General features: G+C 69.1%; 16 protein-coding genes. 11 read left to right on the forward strand and 5 right to left on the reverse strand.

The window, feature by feature from the left end; all coding sequences use genetic code 11:
• Nucleotides 1-13: 13 nt before the first annotated feature.
• Nucleotides 14-1,492: an MDR family MFS transporter gene (locus tag EY822_RS12210; protein ID WP_406610247.1), complete on the reverse strand. Its 1,479-nt coding sequence runs from the start codon at nucleotides 1,490-1,492 to the stop codon at nucleotides 14-16.
• A 307-nt stretch (nucleotides 1,493-1,799) separates the two neighbouring features.
• On the opposite strand from EY822_RS12210, the gene EY822_RS12215 reads away from it, so the two are divergent.
• Nucleotides 1,800-2,093, forward strand: coding sequence for a DUF6412 domain-containing protein (locus EY822_RS12215; RefSeq protein ID WP_150308504.1), 294 nt, complete (start codon nucleotides 1,800-1,802; stop codon nucleotides 2,091-2,093).
• 68 nt (nucleotides 2,094-2,161) lie between these two features.
• Entirely contained in the window at nucleotides 2,162-2,926 is a 765-nt protein-coding gene (yidC, locus tag EY822_RS12220) for a membrane protein insertase YidC (RefSeq protein WP_150308505.1), read from the forward strand.
• A gap of 82 nt (nucleotides 2,927-3,008) precedes the next feature.
• On the opposite strand, the gene EY822_RS12225 is transcribed toward yidC, so the two are convergent.
• On the reverse strand, nucleotides 3,009-3,689 hold the full coding sequence (locus tag EY822_RS12225; RefSeq protein WP_150308506.1) for a maleylpyruvate isomerase family mycothiol-dependent enzyme: 681 nt from the start codon (nucleotides 3,687-3,689) through the stop codon (nucleotides 3,009-3,011).
• 61 nt (nucleotides 3,690-3,750) lie between these two features.
• Between EY822_RS12225 and EY822_RS12230 the strand changes: the two genes are divergently transcribed.
• Nucleotides 3,751-4,989 carry an MFS transporter gene (locus EY822_RS12230; protein ID WP_150308507.1) on the forward strand — a complete coding sequence of 413 codons (1,239 nt, stop codon included), beginning with the start codon at nucleotides 3,751-3,753 and terminating at the stop codon, nucleotides 4,987-4,989.
• Nucleotides 4,986-5,711 (forward strand): histidine phosphatase family protein, encoded by a 726-nt coding sequence (locus EY822_RS12235; protein WP_150308508.1) that lies wholly within the window; start codon nucleotides 4,986-4,988, stop codon nucleotides 5,709-5,711. Before EY822_RS12230 ends, EY822_RS12235 begins: the two co-directional genes overlap by 4 nt.
• A gap of 57 nt (nucleotides 5,712-5,768) precedes the next feature.
• Here EY822_RS12235 and EY822_RS12240 read toward each other — a convergent pair whose 3' ends face one another.
• A complete protein-coding gene (locus EY822_RS12240) occupies nucleotides 5,769-7,184 on the reverse strand; it encodes an HNH endonuclease signature motif containing protein (protein ID WP_227497252.1) in 1,416 nt (471 codons plus the stop codon).
• Between the two features lie 434 nt (nucleotides 7,185-7,618).
• Here EY822_RS12240 and EY822_RS12245 point away from each other — a divergent pair, with 434 nt between their 5' ends.
• Nucleotides 7,619-8,227, forward strand: a complete 609-nt coding sequence (locus EY822_RS12245) for an SRPBCC family protein (RefSeq protein WP_150308510.1) — start codon at nucleotides 7,619-7,621, stop codon at nucleotides 8,225-8,227.
• Nucleotides 8,228-8,303: 76 nt separating this feature from the next.
• Nucleotides 8,304-8,972, forward strand: coding sequence for a DUF4166 domain-containing protein (locus EY822_RS12250; RefSeq protein ID WP_150308511.1), 669 nt, complete (start codon nucleotides 8,304-8,306; stop codon nucleotides 8,970-8,972).
• A 64-nt stretch (nucleotides 8,973-9,036) separates the two neighbouring features.
• Here EY822_RS12250 and EY822_RS12255 read toward each other — a convergent pair whose 3' ends face one another.
• Nucleotides 9,037-9,879: a nucleotidyltransferase domain-containing protein gene (locus EY822_RS12255; RefSeq protein ID WP_150308512.1), complete on the reverse strand. Its 843-nt coding sequence runs from the start codon at nucleotides 9,877-9,879 to the stop codon at nucleotides 9,037-9,039.
• A gap of 322 nt (nucleotides 9,880-10,201) precedes the next feature.
• On the opposite strand from EY822_RS12255, the gene EY822_RS12260 reads away from it, so the two are divergent.
• The 3 genes from EY822_RS12260 to EY822_RS12270 are packed head-to-tail and all read left to right on the forward strand — an operon-like array spanning nucleotide 10,202 to nucleotide 16,163.
• On the forward strand, nucleotides 10,202-10,849 hold the full coding sequence (locus EY822_RS12260; protein WP_227497253.1) for a hypothetical protein: 648 nt from the start codon (nucleotides 10,202-10,204) through the stop codon (nucleotides 10,847-10,849).
• Nucleotides 10,846-12,756: a Y-family DNA polymerase gene (locus EY822_RS12265; protein ID WP_227497254.1), complete on the forward strand. Its 1,911-nt coding sequence runs from the start codon at nucleotides 10,846-10,848 to the stop codon at nucleotides 12,754-12,756. The genes EY822_RS12260 and EY822_RS12265 overlap by 4 nt, the downstream gene beginning before the upstream one ends.
• Nucleotides 12,756-16,163 (forward strand): error-prone DNA polymerase, encoded by a 3,408-nt coding sequence (locus EY822_RS12270; RefSeq protein WP_150308930.1) that lies wholly within the window; start codon nucleotides 12,756-12,758, stop codon nucleotides 16,161-16,163. The genes EY822_RS12265 and EY822_RS12270 overlap by 1 nt, the downstream gene beginning before the upstream one ends.
• 187 nt (nucleotides 16,164-16,350) lie before the next feature.
• Here EY822_RS12270 and EY822_RS12275 read toward each other — a convergent pair whose 3' ends face one another.
• Nucleotides 16,351-17,289, reverse strand: a complete 939-nt coding sequence (locus EY822_RS12275; protein WP_150308513.1) for an ROK family protein — start codon at nucleotides 17,287-17,289, stop codon at nucleotides 16,351-16,353.
• Nucleotides 17,290-17,408: 119 nt separating this feature from the next.
• Between EY822_RS12275 and EY822_RS15480 the strand changes: the two genes are divergently transcribed.
• Together EY822_RS15480 and deoC are read left to right on the forward strand one after the other, a co-directional pair.
• A complete protein-coding gene (locus EY822_RS15480) occupies nucleotides 17,409-18,194 on the forward strand; it encodes an SRPBCC family protein (protein ID WP_227497255.1) in 786 nt (261 codons plus the stop codon).
• 295 nt (nucleotides 18,195-18,489) lie between these two features.
• The gene (gene deoC, locus EY822_RS12285) at nucleotides 18,490-19,512 is read left to right on the forward strand and encodes a deoxyribose-phosphate aldolase (protein WP_150308514.1); all 1,023 of its coding nucleotides are present in this window, start codon (nucleotides 18,490-18,492) and stop codon (nucleotides 19,510-19,512) included.
• Nucleotides 19,513-19,524 lie beyond the last annotated feature (12 nt).

Here is a 19,524-nt window from a genome sequence, read left to right on the forward strand (position 1 = left end):
CGGAAACTCGTGGTCAGTGCCCGGCGGGCATGGCGTCGGCTGCCACGGCGTCGGTCGACCGCCGGATGAAGAAGGCGGCCGGAATGGCGAACAACGAGATGATCGCCCCGTAGAGGAACGCCGTCTGGATGCCCGAGGCCGTCGCCACGGTCTCCGAGACGCCGCTCGCGCCCAGAATGATCGCCTGCGACGACATGACGGTCACGAAGAGTGCGGTGCCCGCGGCACCGGCCACCTGCTGCACCGTGCCGACGATGGCGCTGCCGTGCGAGTAGAGCTGCGGGCGTAGCGAAGCGAGCCCCGCCGTGAACAGCGGAGTGAAGAGCAGAGCAAGCCCCACGCTGAGCGCGACGTGGGCGGCGAGCACCATCCAGAACGAGGAGTTCTCGTCGAGCATGGTCATCGACCAGAACACCACGCTCACGATGGTCGATCCGAGGACCAGCAGCGTCGTCGGACCGTGGCGGTCGAAGAGCCGCCCGACGAACGGGGCGAGCAGGCCCATGGTCAGGCCTCCGGGCAGGAGCAGGAGCCCGGCGGTGAGGGCCTCGAGGCCGAGCACGGTCTGCATGTAGATCGGCAGCAGGATGATCGTGCCGAACAGGGCCATCATGCTGATCGCCAGCATGACGATGGAGAACGTGAACGTGCGCGACGTGAAGGTGCGCAGGTCGAGAAGAGCGCTGTCGGAGCGCTGAAGGCGCAACTGGCGGAGCACGAAGCCGGCGAGGGCCAGCGCTCCGACGCTGAGGGGGATCCACGGGTTCACGGTTCCGGCTCCCTCACCCAGGTTGCTGAGTCCGAAGATGAGACCACCGAACCCGAAGGCTGACAGCACGACGGAGAACACGTCGAAGTGGGTGACCCGCGGGCTCGTGACGTTCTGCACGCGTGCGGCGCCCAGGGCGAGGGAGCCGAGAGCGATCGGCAGGACCAGGATGAACATCCACCGCCAGTCGAGCACGCTGAGGATGATGCCGGAGATGGTCGGGCCGATGGCGGGTGCGACCGAGATGACGATGGAGATGTTGCCCATGGTGCGGCCGCGCGCGGCGGGTGCCACCAGAGTCATGACCGTGGTCATGAGGAGGGGCATCATGATCGCGGTGCCACAGGCCTGCACCACCCGGCCGACGAGGAGCATTTCGAACCCGGGCGACACGGCCGCAATGAGCGTGCCGGTGCTGAACAGGCTCATCGCGGTGATGAACACCGGACGCGTGTGGAAGCGCTGCAGCAGGAATCCGGTGATCGGGATGACCACGGCCATGGTCAGCATGAAGGCGGTGGTGAGCCACTGCGCGGCCACCGCGGTGATCGACAGGTCGTCCATCAACGCGGGCAGCGCGACGCCCATGATCGTCTCGTTCAGGATGACCACGAAGGCCGAGACGAGGAGCAGCCGGATCACCAGTCGGTCACGGGCGTCGGTGTTCGCGTTCGCGGCGGGAGCGACTTCGCGGGGAAGGGTTATAGGGGCGGTGTCGGTCAAGAGGTTCCCGTCGTGGTGCGGCCGGCAAGGCGAGGTGAGCGGTTCCGGGCGTCGGTCCTGGCGGACCGGAGGAAGCGGTGGGTGGGCGTCGATGCCCAAGCGTGGAACGGCTCGTGAAACGCACCCCATCCGGCAGGGGAACGACGGCGCGAGCGGCATCCAGCGGTGGCGCTGTTACAGCGAGCGTATCGGCGCCGTCCTTTATTCCCAGCCTGTGCACATCTTTTCGGCGGAATCGGATTTCGGTGGGAACGGTACAGGGTGGGGTAGCGTCGGGAGGACTGATACTTCCCACGAGAGGATCCCCGTGCGACTGCGTGGTGAACACCTGCTGGCCCTGATGGCTGCGCCGCTGTTCTTCGTCGCCGTGCTGCAGCCGGATGCTTCGGGTCTCGCCGTCGTGGGAGTCGCGGCCGTGCTGCTTGCTCTCAGCCTCGGTAGCCGGTATCTCGCGGTTCTGATCACCTCGCGGCTTTTGATGGTGGGGCATCGGTCCCGCGCTCATCGCGAAGCGCTCAGCAGAGTGCCCGCTCCGCTGCACCCCAACACGGACGGTCGACCCCGCCCGCGTGCTCCCGGTCGGATCCCGACGACCGCGTAGTCCTGCCCTCGCCCGGTGGGCTCTGCGCGCAATTCGCGGATCACCCCACCGACAGCAAGGGACACCTTTTGGACTTCTACTCGTTCGCCCCCATCGCCGCCGTGCTCGACGGCGCCTATTTCCTCCTCGACTCCCTCCGTGCCCTCCTCGATCCGCTCGCCGGATCGGCGAGTGCCGCACTCGCCGTGGTGCTGCTGACGGTGCTGGTGCGCGCCATGCTCACCCCCGTCGGAGTGTCGCAGGTGCGTGCGGAATTCAGCCGCCGCCGGCTCGCACCCCACCTGCGGGAGCTGCAGAATCGCTACCGCACGAATCCCGAGATGCTCCGGCGCACGATGCAGGAGCTGTACGCCAGAGAGAAGGCGTCGCCGGTGGCCGGCTGTCTGCCCACCCTCGCGCAGGCACCGGTTCTGTCGGTGGTCTACGGCTTGTTCGTGCTGCACTCGATCAACGGGCACGCCAATGCCCTGTTGACCGAGCAGCTGTGCGGCGTGGCCCTCGGGGACTCGCTCATCGCGGCGATCGCCGGTGGCATCGCGGCGCCGGGTGCCGCGCTGTTCGCGGGTGTGCTCGGCGGGATCGCGGTCGTGGCCTGGCTGTCGCGACGAGTGGCGCTCCGGCAGGCGGCGCTCTTCCCGCAATCGGCGCCTTCGCCTCCGGGAACGCCCGATCTGTCCGGGATGACCAACGCCCTCAGTTGGATGCCCTTCATCACCGTCGGCATCGCCGCGATCGTGCCGCTGGCGGCGGGTATCTACCTCGCTGTCACCACCGCGTGGACGCTCGCCGAACGGTCCGCGCTGCGTGCCATGCTTGGAGCGCGGGCAGGCTGATGGGAGGAGGGGACCCCGGCGGGCGCCGACCCGGCGGGCACTGAGCCGGCGGGCGCCGATCCGAAGTGCCGGGCTCTCCCGCTCAGTTCGGCGTGCCGAGCGTGGGCCGCGCCTTCCGTCCGAACAGGAACATGATGAGGGTGGAGGCGGTGCCGCTCAGTGGCGTTCCCGAGCCGAGGGTCCAGCCGGCATCCGTGGCGGTCAGGGTTCGTGCGCGCAGCACGGCCCGGATCGGTGTGGGCGCCATCACGACGCGGGCAACGGCCACCGCACCCGTGGCGCGGGGATCGAGCGCGAGGTCCGCCTTCAGGGCATGCGAGATGTCGTAGGCGTGCACCACCGCCTCGATCAGCTCGCCGATGCGAACTCGGCCGCGACTGGAACGCTTGTCGTCCGCGATCTCTCGGATGCGGTCGACGAGGTCCTCGTAGCTGGCCTGCGCGGCCTTCACGCTCAGGTCGTCGATCGCCTTCATCGGGTTGATGTGGTGGCCCCAGTACGCCCTGAACCCCGTGCGCAGCATCGTGCCGGTGGAGGAGCCGATACGCCAGACGATGTGGCCGGCCACATCGCGGACGGTCCAGCCGTCGCACATGCTCGGGCTCTCCCACTGCTCGGGGGTCAGGCCGTCGAGGAGGTCGGCGACCTGCTCGAGGATGGTGGCGATCTCGGTCGACCAACTCGTGGTGACCTTGGTCTCCGGAATGCCCGTGCTGGCGCGGCCCGCGTTGCTGAGCGGAAGGAATCTGGCGATGTCGTTCATGCGCGTCAGCCTAGGCCGCTCACATGCGGGAAGCCGTCGGGTCACCACGTAGACTCTCTCGGTGCAGACAACCCGCCCAGTGCGCCTCTGGGCCGGTAGGGGTCTCGCCCTCGCGGGCCTCGCTCTTCTCGCCCTGAATCTTCGCAGCGCGGTCGCCGTGTTCTCGCCCATCGTGGGAGCCATCGACGCGGACATCCCGTTGACGCCAACGCTGGTGGGCGTCATCGGGATGCTTCCGCCGGTGTGCTTCGCCAAGTTCGGTCTGCTCGCGCCCGCCGTCGCCCGGAGGCTCGGCCTCGAACTCACCGTGGTGGTCGCGTTGGCGGCGATGTTGGTGGGCCACGGCATCCGTGGACTGTCGGATTCCTTCGAGGTGTTCGCTGCAGCGACGGCCGTCACACTCGCCGGCATGGGCTTCGGGAACGTGCTTCTGCCGCCCATCATCAAGCGGTATTTCCCCGATCGCATCGGCGTGATCACCTCGATGACCACCGTGCTGCTGTCGTTCAGCACCGGCGTTCCGGCGCTGCTCGCCGCACCCATCTCGGACACGGCCGGCTGGCGGGTGGCCATCGCAAGCTGGGGGCTCCTCGCCGTGTTCGCGCTGGTACCGTGGTTCGCGCTGCTCGCCCAGCACCGCCGGGGCGTTGCCGAGAACGGCACTCCCGAGCTCGCGAAGCCGACGACGGGGGCGATCGGTCGCACCTGGCGGTCGCCCATCGCCTGGGCCCTCGTCGTGATCCACGCCGCGTCGTCGTTCAATGCGTATGCGATGTTCGCCTGGTTGCCTCAGGTACTCGTCGACAATGCCGGTCAGTCGATTGCGGGAGCGGGTGCGCTGTTGTCGCTGTATGCGTTCATGGGTCTGCCGGCCGCCATCGTGGTGCCGATGCTCGCGGTGAGGATGAGGAACGTCGGTGTGCTCGTGCAGATGGGTGTTGCGTTCTTCGTGATCGGGTACACGGGGCTGCTCATGATGCCGACCGTTCTGCCGTGGCTGTGGGTGGCGTTCGCGGGGCTGGGTACCCTCCTCTTCCCTGTCGTCCTCGTGTTGATCAATCTGCGGACGCGAACCCAGCTGGGTTCCGTGAAGCTGAGCGGATTCTCGCAGGGGATCGGGTACACGATCGGGGCGTTCGGGCCGCTCCTCTTCGGGTTGCTGCACGAGACCTCCGGTGGTTGGCAGCTGCCGATGGTCATGCTCTTCGGCATGGTGCTCGCCGCAGCGGGAGCCGGACTATATCTCGCGAAGCCGCGGATGCTCGAGGATTCCTGGTTGCCTCGTAGGGTCGAAGCATGAGACTCATCCTTATCCGGCACGGGCAGACCACATCGAACGTGGGCGGGCACCTCGACACGAGCATCCCCGGCGCGGATCTCACTCCGCTCGGGCGCGAGCAGGCTGCCGCCTTACCGCCCGCGCTCGCGGGTGAGGAGATCGGGGCGCTCTTCGCGTCGAATCAGGTTCGTGCCCAGCAGACGGCGCGGCCGCTCGCGGATGCGCTCGGCCTGGAGATCGGAGTGCGCGAGGGGGTGCGCGAGGTCAGTGCCGGTGACCTGGAGATGCGGAACGATCGCGAGGCGATCGACATCTACCTCACGACAGTGATGAGCTGGGCGGCCGGGCGGCTCGATGTGCGGATGCCGGGCGGCGAGGACGGGCACGAGGCGTTCTCGCGCTTCACCCGTGTTGTCGACGAGGTCACGAGCAACGGTCACGACACCGTGGCGATCGTGAGTCACGGCGCGATGATTCGGGCATGGGTCGCCTACACGACTCCGAACGTCGACGTGGAGTGGGTGGCGGAGCGAGCGTTGACGAACACGGGGGTGGCCATCCTCACCGGCTCATCGGAGCGCGGCTGGGTGGCGGAGAGCTGGATCGGAGAGGCGGTCGGTGGCGACTCGCTCACCGACACCGCCGCGGACGGTCCCGCTGCGGACGCGGCTGCCGCCGACACTGCTGCTACCGGTGTTGCTAGCGGCGCTGCGGAACAGCCGATCACCGCACCCCGCAGCTAGCGCGGCCATGGACACCTTCTGCTCGCGGGGATGGAGTCGCGCTCGTAGTGGGAAACGCTAGAAGGGTGGCGGATCCGAGTCCATCGTGCCGCGCGGTGGGCCGGAGGAGGTCGGGTGCGCTGAGGGTGGTCTCACCACTGTCAAGATCCCTGACTGTCGTGACCCTGATCCCGGCGCCGACCGCGATCCCGACGGGAACGCCGGCCCTGGGTCGGCTCCGGACGGTAGCCGGTTCTCGGGGTGCGTCAGGTGGCGCCTGCCCGCGGGCGACGTCCAGTCGAGCGTCCCGTCTCCCGCATGCTTCACTGTCCAGCCACCGTGATGCTTGAGCGTGTGATGTCCGCGGCACAGATGGGCGAGGTTGTCGTGCGCCGCGAGCCCGTTCGTGTGCCAGTCAATGGAATGGTCGACATCGCAGGAGGTGGCTCGCTGGTTGCATCCGGGGAAGCGACAGGTATGGTCGCGGATCCGCAACCACGTGCGCAGATCGGCCGGTACGACGTAACTCGAGCGCCCCACGGAGAGGATGGCACCGGTCTCCGGATGAGTGAGAATGCGCGTGAGCGACGGGGCCCGAGCGGTGAGTTCGCGGGCGGTCTCGGCATCGATGGGACCGTATCCCTCGAGGATCGCCGGTTCAGTGCCGTGCCCGAGCAGGGTGAGCACCGGGACGGAGACGTAGACGTGAGGTCGGATGCCGCGGTACCGCGACACCGTTTGTCCGGTTGGTGAGCCATCGACAGCTGAGCCTCCGCCAGGTGATCCTTCGATGAGTGAGCCTTCGACAGCTGAGCCTTCGACAGGTGAGCCCCCGTCCACACCGCTTCCCGTCACACCGCCTTCGCTCGCGCCAGCACCCACGCCATCGGTTCCCGGTCGAGCGCTCCGGGGAGGACTCGCGAGAGACCCGCTGCCGCGCAGCCCATCGCCTTCTACCTCATCGTCGAGCAACACATCGCAGAAGATGTCAGCGCGGAGCTGGGTGAGGGTGCGAGTCTCGGTGCCGTCCCGAAGAGACCGTGCCGTATCGCTCAGCCGGGTGAAGATGGCCGTCACCTTCACGATCGGCAGGTAGGCGTTCAGCCACCCCATCCCGTCGGCGGCGCCGTCCATCAGCACCTCGCGGTTCTCGAGCGCCCGTGCGTGCCGCTCGGCGAGCGTCTCGGGTTGCAGCTTCTCCCGCAGAGGACGCAGCTTCCTTGCCAGCGTGGCCGGAGTTGACCGCTCCGCAACCGGGACGGCCACTCGCTCCAGCTGCTCCTTCGTACCGGCGTTCGACAGCAACGCCGCCGCGTCGACAATGCGTTGGGCATGGGCGTATCCGATCGTTCCCGCGCGTAACGCCCGAACGTGGACGGCAGTGAGTGCGTCAACATCTCGCTTACGGCGATCATGTTCTCCGCGGCGCGCTCGGATATGCGCAATGACGTCGCGATCTCGGCGAGAAAGGATCGCCGGGCGATATCGGTGCAACCCGATGGAGCACCGGCCCCCGCTTCATCCGTTCCGACCGGCGCGGTGAGGCCCGGACATCCCGCGGCCTGTCGAGCGGTATCGATGAGCTCCGCGCGCAGCGCCGTGAAACTGGCGATCATCCGCTCGACCTCCACCACCGATTCCGTAAGCGCGCCGACGAACTCATTGGCCGCAGCGGGGGCCGCTATGGTGCTCGGTTGCTCGGCGCCGACTCGCATTGCGAGCGATGCGCCGGAGGTTCTCATGCCCACATTCCAGCACCCACCACCGACATCCCCGTGGCCCTGTGGGCAACGTCGACAGACATGGTCCGGCTACCTCGCAGGAGGCGAAGTCTCGGTCGAGAGGGGCGCGGCGCCTCGGGCGGCTGTGCCCCGTACCGGGGCCGCCGCAGACCGCTCCCCGAGCGATCGGTGCGGCATGCTGAGGACGTGCCGTCGCGAGCGATCTATGTAGAGGTCTACGTCGCGGCGGACATCGACCGTGTGTGGGAACTGACCCAGGATCCGGTGCTGCATGCGCGCTGGGATCTGCGGTTCTCCCGGATCACCCCCGTGGAGGATCTGGCCGAGGGCGGATATCGCTTCCGCTACGAGCGCGCCCTTCCCCTGCATACCATCCACGGCACGGGGACGTCGCTGGGGGAGCGCGAGAGCGCGAACGGTGCCCGCACGTCCGCCCTTCGCTTCACCACTGATGACCCGGTGTCGCCGCTCGGCACCGGACGTGGGTACTGGCGCTACGTGCCGACCGGCGCGGGGGTCACCTTCCTCACCGGCTACGACTACACACCCACGTGGGGTGCCACGCTCGACCGGTTCCTCGTCCGCCCGTTCGTCGGGTGGATGACCGCGTGGAGCTTCGATCGACTGCGCATCTGGGCCGAAACGGGAGTAGAACCCGAACGCTGGACGCCGCTGTCCGTGCTCGCGATCTGGTTGCCGAGGCGTCCGAGGGCATCGCGCTGCAGTCGTTTCCCGGTCCGTGGCCGACCGATGGACGATGCGCCGCCGGCGCTCGCCGCGCTGGAGGCGCCATGATGCCGCTCGCCGTCCACCAGCCTGCGCCTGGTTCCGCCCGGGAGGCGGCGTCGACCCTGGCGGCGTTGGGCGCACCATGACCTCGATCTTCGAATCAGCGATGGGTGCGGACTTCACCCGACTGCACCCGATGCTTCAACGCCGCTTCGGCGTATCGCTCGAGGCGGGTTACGCCTGCATCGGCACCGGGACCATGACCCGCATCCGTCGCGGACCCTGGTGGACGGTGCCGTTCCTGCACTTCGGCAAGATCCGCAACATCCTCATCCCGGATCTCGGCACCGACGTGCCGTTCACGGTGGAGAACTATCCGTATCGCGATCCGTTCGGCAGGGAGACCGTCACCTTCGTGCGGCACTACCGCGTGCGCCGCGAACCGAGCCGCTTCGACGCCACCATGATTCTGAGCGAAGGACGGATCGTCGACTATCTCGGCACCCACCAGCACCTCGCCGTCGATCTCGAGCTCGCGGCCGAAGCGGACGGCTCCCTCCTGTTGAGGTCGGATGCCCAGCGCTTCTACGAAGGACCGGTCGCGTTCCGGTTCCCCATGCTGTTCAGCGGTCGCGCCGACCTTCACGAGAGCTACGACGAGGACGCGGGCGTCTTCCGCATTCGCATGGAGGTGCACAATCGCCTTTTCGGCTTCCTGTTCGGCTACGAGGGGGAGTTCACGTGCGAGTACCCCGACGCGACCGACGCCCCGAATCGACTCAAACCGGTGCGTCACGAGTGTCGGGAGTGACCGTTCCTTTCCGAAACACCGGAGGGGTCGAGTGAAAGCACCCCAGGAATCGTCGGATCGGGCGTCAGGAGACGGCTCCTGCCGCCCGGTCATGGCCTGTCGCCGCGGCATCCGCTTCTCCGTTCCCCGGTTCCCCTCCCACCGCACCGTCGACCGCCGCCGCACACAGCGAACGCACCTGCGCGACCACCGCACGCAGCGAGGCGGTATCGGGCGTCACGCTCGCGATCGCTCGGTCGACCCCGCGCAGTCCCGCCCGTTCCAGGAGGGTCTTCTCGTTCGTCACCCACTCGCCACGGGCGGCCAGCACGGCGTGTGCCGCCGACAGTGACGCCGAAGCGACGAGCCCCAGACACTCGGTGAGCCGGCCGAAGCGTGCATGGGTGTCTTCCGCGTAGTCGAGGTTCCTCTGCGCGCGATCCCACCACACCGGGGGAGCGGTGGCGCGAAGCTGCGCGGGGAAGTCGGGCCGCGGAAGCTCCCCGCGGAGCACCCGATGCTGGGCGAGTTCGGCGACGAGCAGGTAGCTCGGGATGCCGACGAGATGGAACAGCAGCGGCTCGATGGAGAAGCGGCCCGCGTGTGCTTCGGCGAGCTGGTGCTCGACGGAGTCGAGATCCCGGTAGTGCACGTCGACCTGATGCCCGTCGATCCGGAGCCAGGCACCTCCGTTGAAGACGCCACCGCCCCAGCCACCGATCGCCGAGACCGTGCCCGGCCAGCCCAACCGCTCCAGGGAGTCGGGATCGAAGGCGCCCCGATAGTAGATGGCGAGGTCGATGTCGCTGTCGGGCCGATGCTGCCCCCGCGCCCGAGAACCGCCGAGGGACACGGCGTGCACGGTGGGCAGACCCGCGAGTCGATCGGCCACCCGGTCGAGGACCCCCTCGAACTCGACATCGGTCATCGTCGTCCATTCCTTCCATCCCGCCGCCAGAGATGCCGTGCCGTGCCATCGGTGAGCTGCGCCGCCGTACACGTCCGCTGCCGCACCAGCGTCCCACCGAGGTACCGCCCCCGTCGAGGGAAGCCCCGCCGAGGCACCGAGCCGGGGAGGCCGAGTGGGGACGAGCGACACGCCGGGAATGTCAGTGCGGATTGCTAACCTCGAAGCTATGTTCGATCATAGAGGGGTGACATCCGCCGCACATTCGAGCATATCTGCGCCCGCCCTGGATGGGCTACCGGCGCAGGATCGAGTGCGTACCCTGCAGGCCCGTATCCGTGAGATGCAGTCAAGCACGCTCGACAGCCGAAGCATCCCCACTCATCCGGCGATCGCGCAGTTACTGCCCGGCGGGGCACTGAAGCAGGGCGCCATCTACTCGGTCGAGAGGTCGGCGACGTTGCTGATGGCCCTTCTCGCGGGGCCGTCGGCGGCAGGGTCGTGGTGCGGGATCGTGGGGATGCCCGAGTTCGGCGTCGAGGCGGCGGCCCGATTCGGCGTCGACCTCGATCGGCTCGTGCTCGTGCCGCATCCGGGAGACCAGTGGCTGAACGTCACCGCGGCCATCGCCGACGTGATGGAGGTGGTGGTCACCCGTCCGCCTCGCCGTGCCGACGACGCGAGTATCTCGCGACTCGCAGCGCGCCTCCGCCAGCGCGATGCCACTCTCATCGTGCTCGGCACCTGGCCGCAGAGCGAGGCGATGCTCAGTCTCTCCGAGAGCGACTGGAGCGGCATCGGTGACGGGCACGGCCATCTCTCCGCGCGGCAGGTCACGGTCACGGTCACGAGCCGCGTGCACGCGCGCCCCCGCAGCGCGCGTCTCTGGCTGCCCGATCGCGAGGCGACGTTCCGTCAGGCCGAGAAGCGGTTCGAGCCCCGCTTGGCCCCGGCCGACCTCGCACCTCCGTTGAGGGAGGCCACCGGATGACGGCGCCGACCATCACCCGCACCATGGTGCTCTGGTGTCCTGATTGGCCGGTCACCGCCGCCATTCAGGCCCACCGGCACTCACCGGATGCCGCCATCGCCCTCATCGACAAGGGCCGGGTGTTCGCCTGCTCGGCCAGCTCCCGCCGCGAGGGCGTGGCTCGCGGACTCCGGGTGCGCGAGGCGCAGTCTCGGCACCCCGATCTCATCGTCGAACCCTATGAGGCGGTACTCGACACTCGCGCGTTCGAGGCGGTGATCGATGCGATCGAGGAGATCATGCCGGGGGTGCAACTCCTGCGACCCGGAATGTGCGCCCTGCGCACCCGGGGACCCAGCCGCTACTACGGTGGCGAGGAGCCCGCCGCCCAGGCATTGCTCGACCGTCTCGGCACCGTGGAGGGATTGGAGCTCGGGGAATCCCGGGTAGGGATAGCCGACGGCCCGTTCACGGCGGAACATGCCGCCCGCAGCACCGCGGTGCTTCCCGGGGCGGGACGCATTCTGCGGGTACCCCCCGGGGAGTCGGCGGCGTTCCTCGGCCCGTTGGGGGTCGGCCTGCTTTCGTCACCCGCGCTCGTGACCCTGCTCCACCGCCTCGGCGTGCGCACCCTGGCGGACTTCGCCGCACTGCCGGTAACCGATGTGCTCCAGCGATTCGGTGAGGACGGGGCCCGCCTGCACGCTCTCGCCAGCGGACACGACAGCCGTGCCGTTCTTCCGCGCGTCCCCCCGCAGCAACTCGACAGCACCATCGAGTTCGAACCGGCACTCGACCGGGTCGACCAGGTCACGTTCGGGTTCCGCGCATCCGCCGACCGCTTCCTCGAGGGACTCACGGCGGCGGGGCTGGTGTGCACGGCCATCCGCATCGAGGTGGCGACGGAGGCGGGGGACACCTCCGAGCGCAGTTGGCTGCATCCGCGCTCATTCACCGCCTCGGACGTGCTCGATCGGGTGCGGTGGCAGCTGCAGGGCGGTGGGACGATCGACAGCGGCCTGCGTTCCGGCATCACCCGGGTGAGCGTGATGCCCGAGAGCGTCGACGCCATCTCGAATCATGAGGAGGGCCTGTGGGGCACGGGGCCCGACGAGCGCATCCACTCCGGGCTCTCCCGCGTGCAGAGCATGCTCGGACACGGCGGGGTGCTCACCGCGACGATCGGCGGCGGGCGCACTCTCGCCGACCGGCAGAACCTGATCGCCTGGGGAGACCGTCCCCAGCTCGACCGACCGGTGGAGCAGCCCTGGCCCGGGCAGCTTCCGCCACTCCCGCCTGCCACGGTGTTCTCCTCGCCCCACCCGGTGTGCGTGGTCGATGCCTCCGGCGCGGAGGTGAGCGTCGATGAGCGGGGTGCACTGAGCGGCGCACCCGCCTCGTTCTTCCGGGGGTCTGCCGTGTCGAGCGCCGGCAGGGAGGTTGCAGGCACGCGTGCCGCCGTCACGGGTGCCGCCGTCACGGGTGCCGCCGCCGTGGGAACCGCCCTAGGCGTCGCTGTCCGTACCGAGGAACGAGACCCGGGTGCGGACGGGCGGGGTGCTCAGCGTGATCCCGGTCCCGTGCGATCCGTCAAGGCTGCGGATGCGCGTCCGGTAGGTGCGGTCATGGCAGCGGATGCCGGTCCCGTCCGGTCGGTCAAAGCTGCGGATGCCGGTCCCGTCCGGTCGGTCAAGGCTGCGGATGCGCGTCCGGTCGTAGCTGCGGATGCCGGTCCGGTCGTGGCTCCGGATGGCGGTCCCGTCCGGTCGGTCAAGGCCTGGGCCGGACCATGGCCGGTGAACGAGCGCTGGTGGGATCCGGAGCACAGTCGTCGGGCGTACCGCTTCCAGATCGTCGATGCCGACGGAACGGCGTGGCTGTTCGTGCTCGACGGTGGATCGTGGCGCGCGGAAGCGAGGTACGACTGATGGGCTGGAACAATCCGCCGATTCCCTGGTCGGAGTTCGAACGCAAACTGTCCGACGCCAGACGCCCCTCCTCGATTCCCCTCGCCGCTGACGGCGGAGACAGTCCGGCGTGGTCGCACAAGCGCGAGCCCTACCGCCCGCCCGAGCTGCCCGTCACCGAGCCGCTGGCCACGACGGTCCCCTACGCCGAGCTGCACGCACACTCCAACTTCAGTTTCCTCGATGGCGCCAGCTCGCCCGAGGCGCTGCTCGAGGAGGCGGCCCGGCTCGAGTTGACGGCCCTCGCGCTCACCGACCACGACGGCCTGTACGGGATCGTGCGCATGGCGGAGGCCGCCGAGAAGCACGACATCGCGACCGTGTTCGGTGCGGAGCTGTCCCTCGGCCTCACCGCTCCGCAGAACGGCGTAGCCGATCCGGAGGGCAACCACCTGGTCGTGCTCGCGCGGCGGGAGGAGGGCTACCATCGGCTGGCCGCCGCGCTCACCTCGTCACAGCTCGCCGGCGAGGAGAAGGGCCGGCCGCTCTACGACATCGATCAGTTGGCGGCGACGGCGTCCGGTGGATGGCTGGTGCTCACGGGCTGCCGCAAGGGGGCGGTGCGATCGGCGCTCGTCGGCGACGGCCCGCGAGCTGCGGGACAGGAGGTCGACCGGCTGATCGACCTCTTCGGCCGCGACAACGTTGCCGTGGAACTGCACGACCATGGCAATCCGCTGGACTCCAGCCACAACGACGCGCTGGCCGCTCTCGCGCGTGCCCGGGGACTGCCGGCGATCGCCACCGGCAATGTGCACTACGCCGCACCGGAGCAGCACCGCCTCGCGACCGCGCTCGCCGCGGTGCGCGCCCGCCGGAGCCTCGACGAAATGGACGGCTGGCTGCCCGCATCGGCCGGCGCGCACCTCCGATCGGGCGCGGAGATGGCAGCCCGGTTCGCCCGCTACCCGGGCGCGGTGGAGGGAACGGTGGACATCGCCGCCGATCTCAGCTTCGAGCTGCGCCGTGCCCGCCCCGGCCTGCCGAAGCAGAAGGTGCCGGAGGGGCACACGCCCATGAGCTGGCTGCGGAAGCTCGTCTGGGACGGCGTGGCGAGCACCTATCCCGACCTCACCGACAAGAACCGGGAACGCATCGAACGCGAGCTCAGCGTGATCGAGGCGAAGGACTTCCCGGGCTACTTCCTCATCGTGCACGACATCGTGAGCTTCGCCCGGCAGCGCGGCATCCTCTGCCAGGGCCGTGGATCGGCGGCCAACTCGGCCGTCTGCTATCTGTTGCGGATCACCGCCGTCGACCCCATCTTCTACGCCCTGCCGTTCGAGCGGTTCCTCTCCAGCATGCGCGACGAGGAGCCCGACATCGACGTCGACTTCGACTCCGATCGCCGGGAGGAGGTCATCCAGTACGTCTACGAGAAGTACGGCAGGCAGAACGCCGCCCAGGTGGCCAACGTGATCAGCTACCGACCCAAGTTCGCGGTGCGGGACATGGCGAAGGCGCTCGGGCACAGCCCGGGGCAGCAGGACGCGTGGTCGAAGCAGGTGGAACGCTGGGGGTCGATCGTCTCGAGCGAGGATCACGACATCCCGCGTCCCGTGGTCGAACTCGCCACCGAAGTGCTCACCTTTCCGCGGCACATGGGAATCCACTCGGGCGGCATGGTGCTCACCGACCGCCCCGTGGGGGAGGTGTGCCCGATCGAGCACGGGCGCATGGACGGTCGCACCGTTCTGCAGTGGGACAAGGACGACTGCGCCTGGATGGGCCTCGTCAAGTTCGACCTGCTCGGGCTCGGGATGCTCGCCGCACTGCAGCACACGTTCGACCTGGTGCGCGAGCACCTGGGGGAGGAGTGGACCCTCGACAGCCTGCCGCGCGAGGAGCAGGGGGTCTACGACATGCTCTGCCGCGCCGACTCGATCGGCGTCTTCCAGGTGGAGAGCCGCGCGCAGATGGGGCTCCTGCCGCGGTTGCAGCCCCGGCGCTTCTACGACCTCGTGGTGGAGATTGCCCTCGTGCGCCCCGGCCCCATCCAGGGCGGTGCGGTGCACCCGTTCGTGCGGCGCAAGCTGGGCGACGAACCGATCACCTACCTGCATCCCAAGCTGGTCGAACCGCTGGAACGCACCCTCGGGGTGCCCATCTTCCAGGAGCAGTTGATGCAGGTGGCGATGGCGGTGGGTGGCTGCACGGGCGAGGACGCCGACCTGCTGCGGCGAGCCATGGGATCGAAGCGCGGCATCGAACGCATCGACTCCCTGCGCAGCACGCTCTACGCGGGAATGGCGGGCAACGGCATCACGGGTGCGGTGGCCGACGACATCTACGGCAAGATCCAGGCGTTCGCGAGCTTCGGATTCGCGGAGAGCCACTCGCTGAGCTTCGCGCTGCTGGTCTATGCCAGCTCGTGGATGCGCCTGCACTACCCCGGCGCCTTCCTCGCCGCCCTGCTGCGCGCCCAGCCGATGGGCTTCTACTCGCCGCAGACCCTGGTCGCGGACGCCCGGCGCCACGGGGTGCAGGTGCGCCGGCCCGACATCCAGCTCTCCGGGGTGGCGGCGGGACTGGAACCGCTCGAGGAGACGGATACCGTTCTGCCCACGGGGCACGCCTCCTGCCTCGACTTCGAACAGCCACCGGTGCCGGTGTTCGACCCGGCTGGGCACTTCGACTCCGACGACCATCGACGCGACGGGGCGCTCGCGGTGCGGCTCGGGCTCGACGAGGTGACCGGGATCGGCGCCCCGGTCGCGGAACGCATCGTGGCCGAGCGGGAGCGTGGCGGCGAGTACGCCGACATGGCCGACGTGGTGCGCCGGGTGGGTCTCACGACCGCGCAGATGGAGGCGCTCTCCGCGGCCGGGGCCTTCGATTCGTTCGGCCTCTCCCGTCGCCAGGCACTGTGGAACGCGGGCAATGCGGCGCAGGACCGTGCCGAGTTCCTGCCCGGCAGCGTGGTCACCGTGCAGCCTCCGTTGTTCGAGCTGCCCACCGATCTCGACGACCTGATGGCGGACCTGTGGTCCACGGGCATCTCGACCGACGACCATCCGGTGCGGCACATGCGCGGAGTCCTCGCCCGACGCGGTGTGCTGCAGGCGGCGGAGTTGCAGCGCACCGACTCGGGTCGCCGCGTGGAGGTGGGCGGCGTGGTCACCCACCGGCAACGACCCGCGACCGCGAGCGGCATCACCTTCGTCAACCTCGAGGACGAGACCGGGCTGATCAACGTGATCTGCAGCGTGGGCGTGTGGATGCGCTACCGGCGCGTGGCCCGCGATTCACCGGCGATGATCGTGCGCGGCATTCTCGAGCGGTCACCGGAGGGTGTGGTGAACCTGGTGGCCGACCGCTTCGAGGCGCTCGTGCTCGCCCCGCCGACCAAGTCGCGCGACTTCCGCTAGTCGCCGCGCCGCCCCTGCGCCCCCTTACGGTCCCTGAGCCTGCTTACGGTCCCTGAGCCTGCTTACGGTCCCTGAGCCTGTCGAAGGGGCAGTGCGGGTTGCGTCCCTTCGACGGGCTCAGGGACCGTGGTGTGCGGGGACCGGTGCGGGTTGCGTCCCTTCGACGGGGCAGGGACCGGGTGGTGGCTTAGAAGCTGGGCACCATCGCCTTGTGGTGCACGAGGGCCGCGGCGCCGACGAGCGGCCCATCGGCCGACAGACCCGACGGCACCACCTGCACCTTGGTCACGAAGTCGAACTGCTGACGGGTGGCGATGGCGGCACGGATGTAGTTGAAGATGTCGGGGGACACCTTGATGAAGCCACCACCGATGGCAACGATGTCGAGATCGACGAGGGCCGTGGCACTGGCGATCGCCTGCCCGATCGCACTGCCGGACCGTTGAACGGCGGCCACGGCGATCTCGTCGCCCGCGGCATAGTCGACGGCGAGCTCCTCACCGCTCGAACCCGACCAGCCCTGCTTCTTCGCCCACGCCACCGTCTTCGGACCGGACGCGATGGCCTCCACGCAGCCGAAGCCGCCGCACGCGCACGGGTCGTCGAACCCCGCCACCTCGACGTGTCCGATGTGACCGGCGTTGCCCGTGGGACCCGCGACGGTGCGCCCGTTGAGGATGAGCCCACCACCGATACCGGTCGACACGATCATGCCCATCACGTTCTCCGACCCGCGCGCCGAGCCGATCCACTGCTCGGCCAGCGCGATGCACATGCCGTCCATCTGCAGGGTGATGGGCGTGTCCGGAGCGATCGTGTGCACGAGGTCCCGCAGCGGAAATCCGCGCCAGGCGGGAACGTTGAGCGGCGACACGAGCCCCTCACGCACGGTGATGGGACCGGCGCAGCCGATGCCGATGCCGTCGAGCACACCATCCGGCGGCAGCATCTCGAGCGCGCTCGCCGCCGTGGCGAGCACGCGTTCGCCCAGCTCGTCCGACGACGACGACGCACCAGTCGGGTTGCGGAACCGACTGCCCTGCAACACCTGCCCCGTGGCGTTCACCAGGGCGGCCTCGACCTTCGTGCCACCGAAATCTACGGCGAGTGCGTACTGTGCAGACATTGCGGGGTCCTGGATCTGTGGAGGTGCCGACGGTGGCCCGCGGAGGCGGTCCGCGACGATTCCCTAGATTAGGGCGTTGCCTTCGAGGTTCCCGAATCGGGAAGACGTAACCTGTGTCGGTGGATCCGGATGCGAGACGGCTCGGTGCCGACGACGAGCCGTCGGAGTTGTCCGCGTCGATCGACCCTCCGCCGCCGTCGACCGGTGCGCCCGCCTCGGCGGACCCGACGAGCGAGCCGCCCGCAACTCGTGAGCCGACCGAATCCGCGCCGTCGAGTCCTGCACCGGAGAGCCGCGGCCCGGTGAGTTCCGGGCCGGTGTTCGCGACGCAGCCGATCATTCTGCGCCGCTCGTACGCTCTTCCGCGCGCGATCGTGTGGGACGCGCTGGTCGACCCCGTGCTCGCCTCCGGCTGGCTGGGCGAACTCGATATCGACCCCCGCGTGACCGGTTCCTACCGGCTGCGGTACCACGCACCGGCCGCACGCCGTCCGCACGACCTGTCGTCGGCCGTGATCCGCGACCTCGCCGAGCCGGAGGTGCTCGCGCTCGAGGCAGGCGATGGCTTTCAGGTGCGCGTCCGGCTCGACGACGTGCCCGGCGGACCCCGCAATCGATCGACCATCCTGCACCTCACCGTCTCCGTCACCGCACCGGCACCGGTCCTGGCCCCGGATCCGGCACACGTCCGAACCGAGGCTTCGGCCGCAGAGCAGTCCGCGCACCCCGCGGCATTCGCCGAAGCGGTGCGTCTTCGAGCGGCCTGGCTCCTGCACCTCGACCAGCTCGACGAGCTGCTGCATGGCCGCCCCGTCGACGGGAGCTGCTGGAGCGATGTGCAGGACGAGGCGTGGCTCGCTCACCTCGCCGACTCGGCGGAGGCCGAGGGCGAGCGCTTCCCCTGAATGCCAGAGGGTGCCGGAGGCGCTGTACCGGCCACGCCGACCGACCACGGCGCACGGCTGACCGGGCACGGGTAGTACTGGCCACGGCTCACGGCTCACGGCTCACGGCTCACGGCTGAAGGGACGGGTATCGGCGAACGGCGGTCGGGCGCACCGCCAGTCGGGGAGCGCTCCGATCGACGCGAGTCCCGCACTTCCCGAGCGGTTAAGCTGGAGGAACAGGGAAGACGGGGCAACGACGCCCATCAGTGTCCCTCACAGGCAACAGCAGCGCAGTGCAGAGCAGGGAGAACGCGTGACGATCGACACGGCGTCCGCCGAACGGGCCGTGGCCCCGGCGGCCAGAGCGATCGAGGTGGTCGGCGGCGACCTCACCGAGAAGAGCCTGAGGCGCTACCTCGAGGGCATCCCCGGGGTGGATGCGGTGGGCCTCGAGACCCGTGCCTCCGCCCTCGGCACCCGCTCCATCAAGACCACCTCCAAGGCCTGGGCCCTCGACCGCATCATCGAGCTCATCGACCTCACCACGCTCGAAGGGTCGGACACGCCGGGCAAGGTCCGATCCCTCGTGGCGAAGGCCCTGGTGCCCGACGCCGCGGATCCGTCGACCCCCCGGGTCGCCGCGGTCTGCGTCTACGGTGACATGGTGCCCTACGCCGTCGAGGCGCTCGGATCCGCGCACGCCGCCGGGTCGCACACCGGCATCCAGGTCGCCGCCGTCGCCACCGCGTTCCCCAGTGGTCGCGCATCGCTCGCCGTGAAGCTCGCCGACACGAAGGACGCCGTGGCCGCCGGAGCCGACGAGATCGACATGGTCATCGACCGCGGCGCATTCCTCTCCGGCCGGTACGGCGAGGTGTTCGACGAGATCGTGGCGGTCAAGGCCGCGTGCGAGCGCGACAACGGCACGTTCGCTCACCTCAAAGTCATCCTCGAGACGGGTGAACTGAACACCTACGACAACGTGCGTCGCGCCTCCTGGCTCGCGATCCTCGCGGGCGGAGACTTCATCAAGACCTCGACCGGCAAGGTGTCACCCGCCGCAACGCTGCCCACCACTCTCTCGATGCTCGAGGTGGTACGGGACTGGCACCGGCTGACCGGTGAGAAGATCGGCGTGAAGCCTGCGGGCGGCATCCGCTCGTCGAAGGACGCGATCAAGCACCTCGTCACCGTGGCCGAGACCGTGGGGGAGGACTGGCTCACGCCGGAGCTGTTCCGCTTCGGAGCGTCCAGCCTGCTCAACGACGTGCTTCTGCAACGCCAGAAGCTTCGCACCGGGGCGTACTCCGGACCCGCCTACGTCACCGTCGACTAACCGACCGGAGAA

Origin of the sequence: Planctomonas psychrotolerans, from assembly GCF_008642235.1 — a bacterium.
Classification (GTDB): domain Bacteria; phylum Actinomycetota; class Actinomycetes; order Actinomycetales; family Microbacteriaceae; genus Planctomonas; species Planctomonas psychrotolerans.

Excerpts from the sequence above, each read along its gene's own strand:
- EY822_RS12255 (WP_150308512.1), bottom strand. The coding sequence starts at position 9,879 with ATGACCGATGTCGAGTTCGAGGGGGTCCTCGACCGGGTGGCCGATCGA.
- EY822_RS12225 (WP_150308506.1), bottom strand. The coding sequence starts at position 3,689 with ATGAACGACATCGCCAGATTCCTTCCGCTCAGCAACGCGGGCCGCGCC.
- EY822_RS12235 (WP_150308508.1), top strand. The coding sequence starts at position 4,986 with ATGAGACTCATCCTTATCCGGCACGGGCAGACCACATCGAACGTGGGC.
- EY822_RS12250 (WP_150308511.1), top strand. The coding sequence starts at position 8,304 with ATGACCTCGATCTTCGAATCAGCGATGGGTGCGGACTTCACCCGACTG.
- EY822_RS12275 (WP_150308513.1), bottom strand. The coding sequence starts at position 17,289 with ATGTCTGCACAGTACGCACTCGCCGTAGATTTCGGTGGCACGAAGGTC.
- EY822_RS12270 (WP_150308930.1), top strand. The coding sequence starts at position 12,756 with ATGGGCTGGAACAATCCGCCGATTCCCTGGTCGGAGTTCGAACGCAAA.
- EY822_RS12260 (WP_227497253.1), top strand. The coding sequence starts at position 10,202 with ATGCAGTCAAGCACGCTCGACAGCCGAAGCATCCCCACTCATCCGGCG.
- EY822_RS12265 (WP_227497254.1), top strand. The coding sequence starts at position 10,846 with ATGACGGCGCCGACCATCACCCGCACCATGGTGCTCTGGTGTCCTGAT.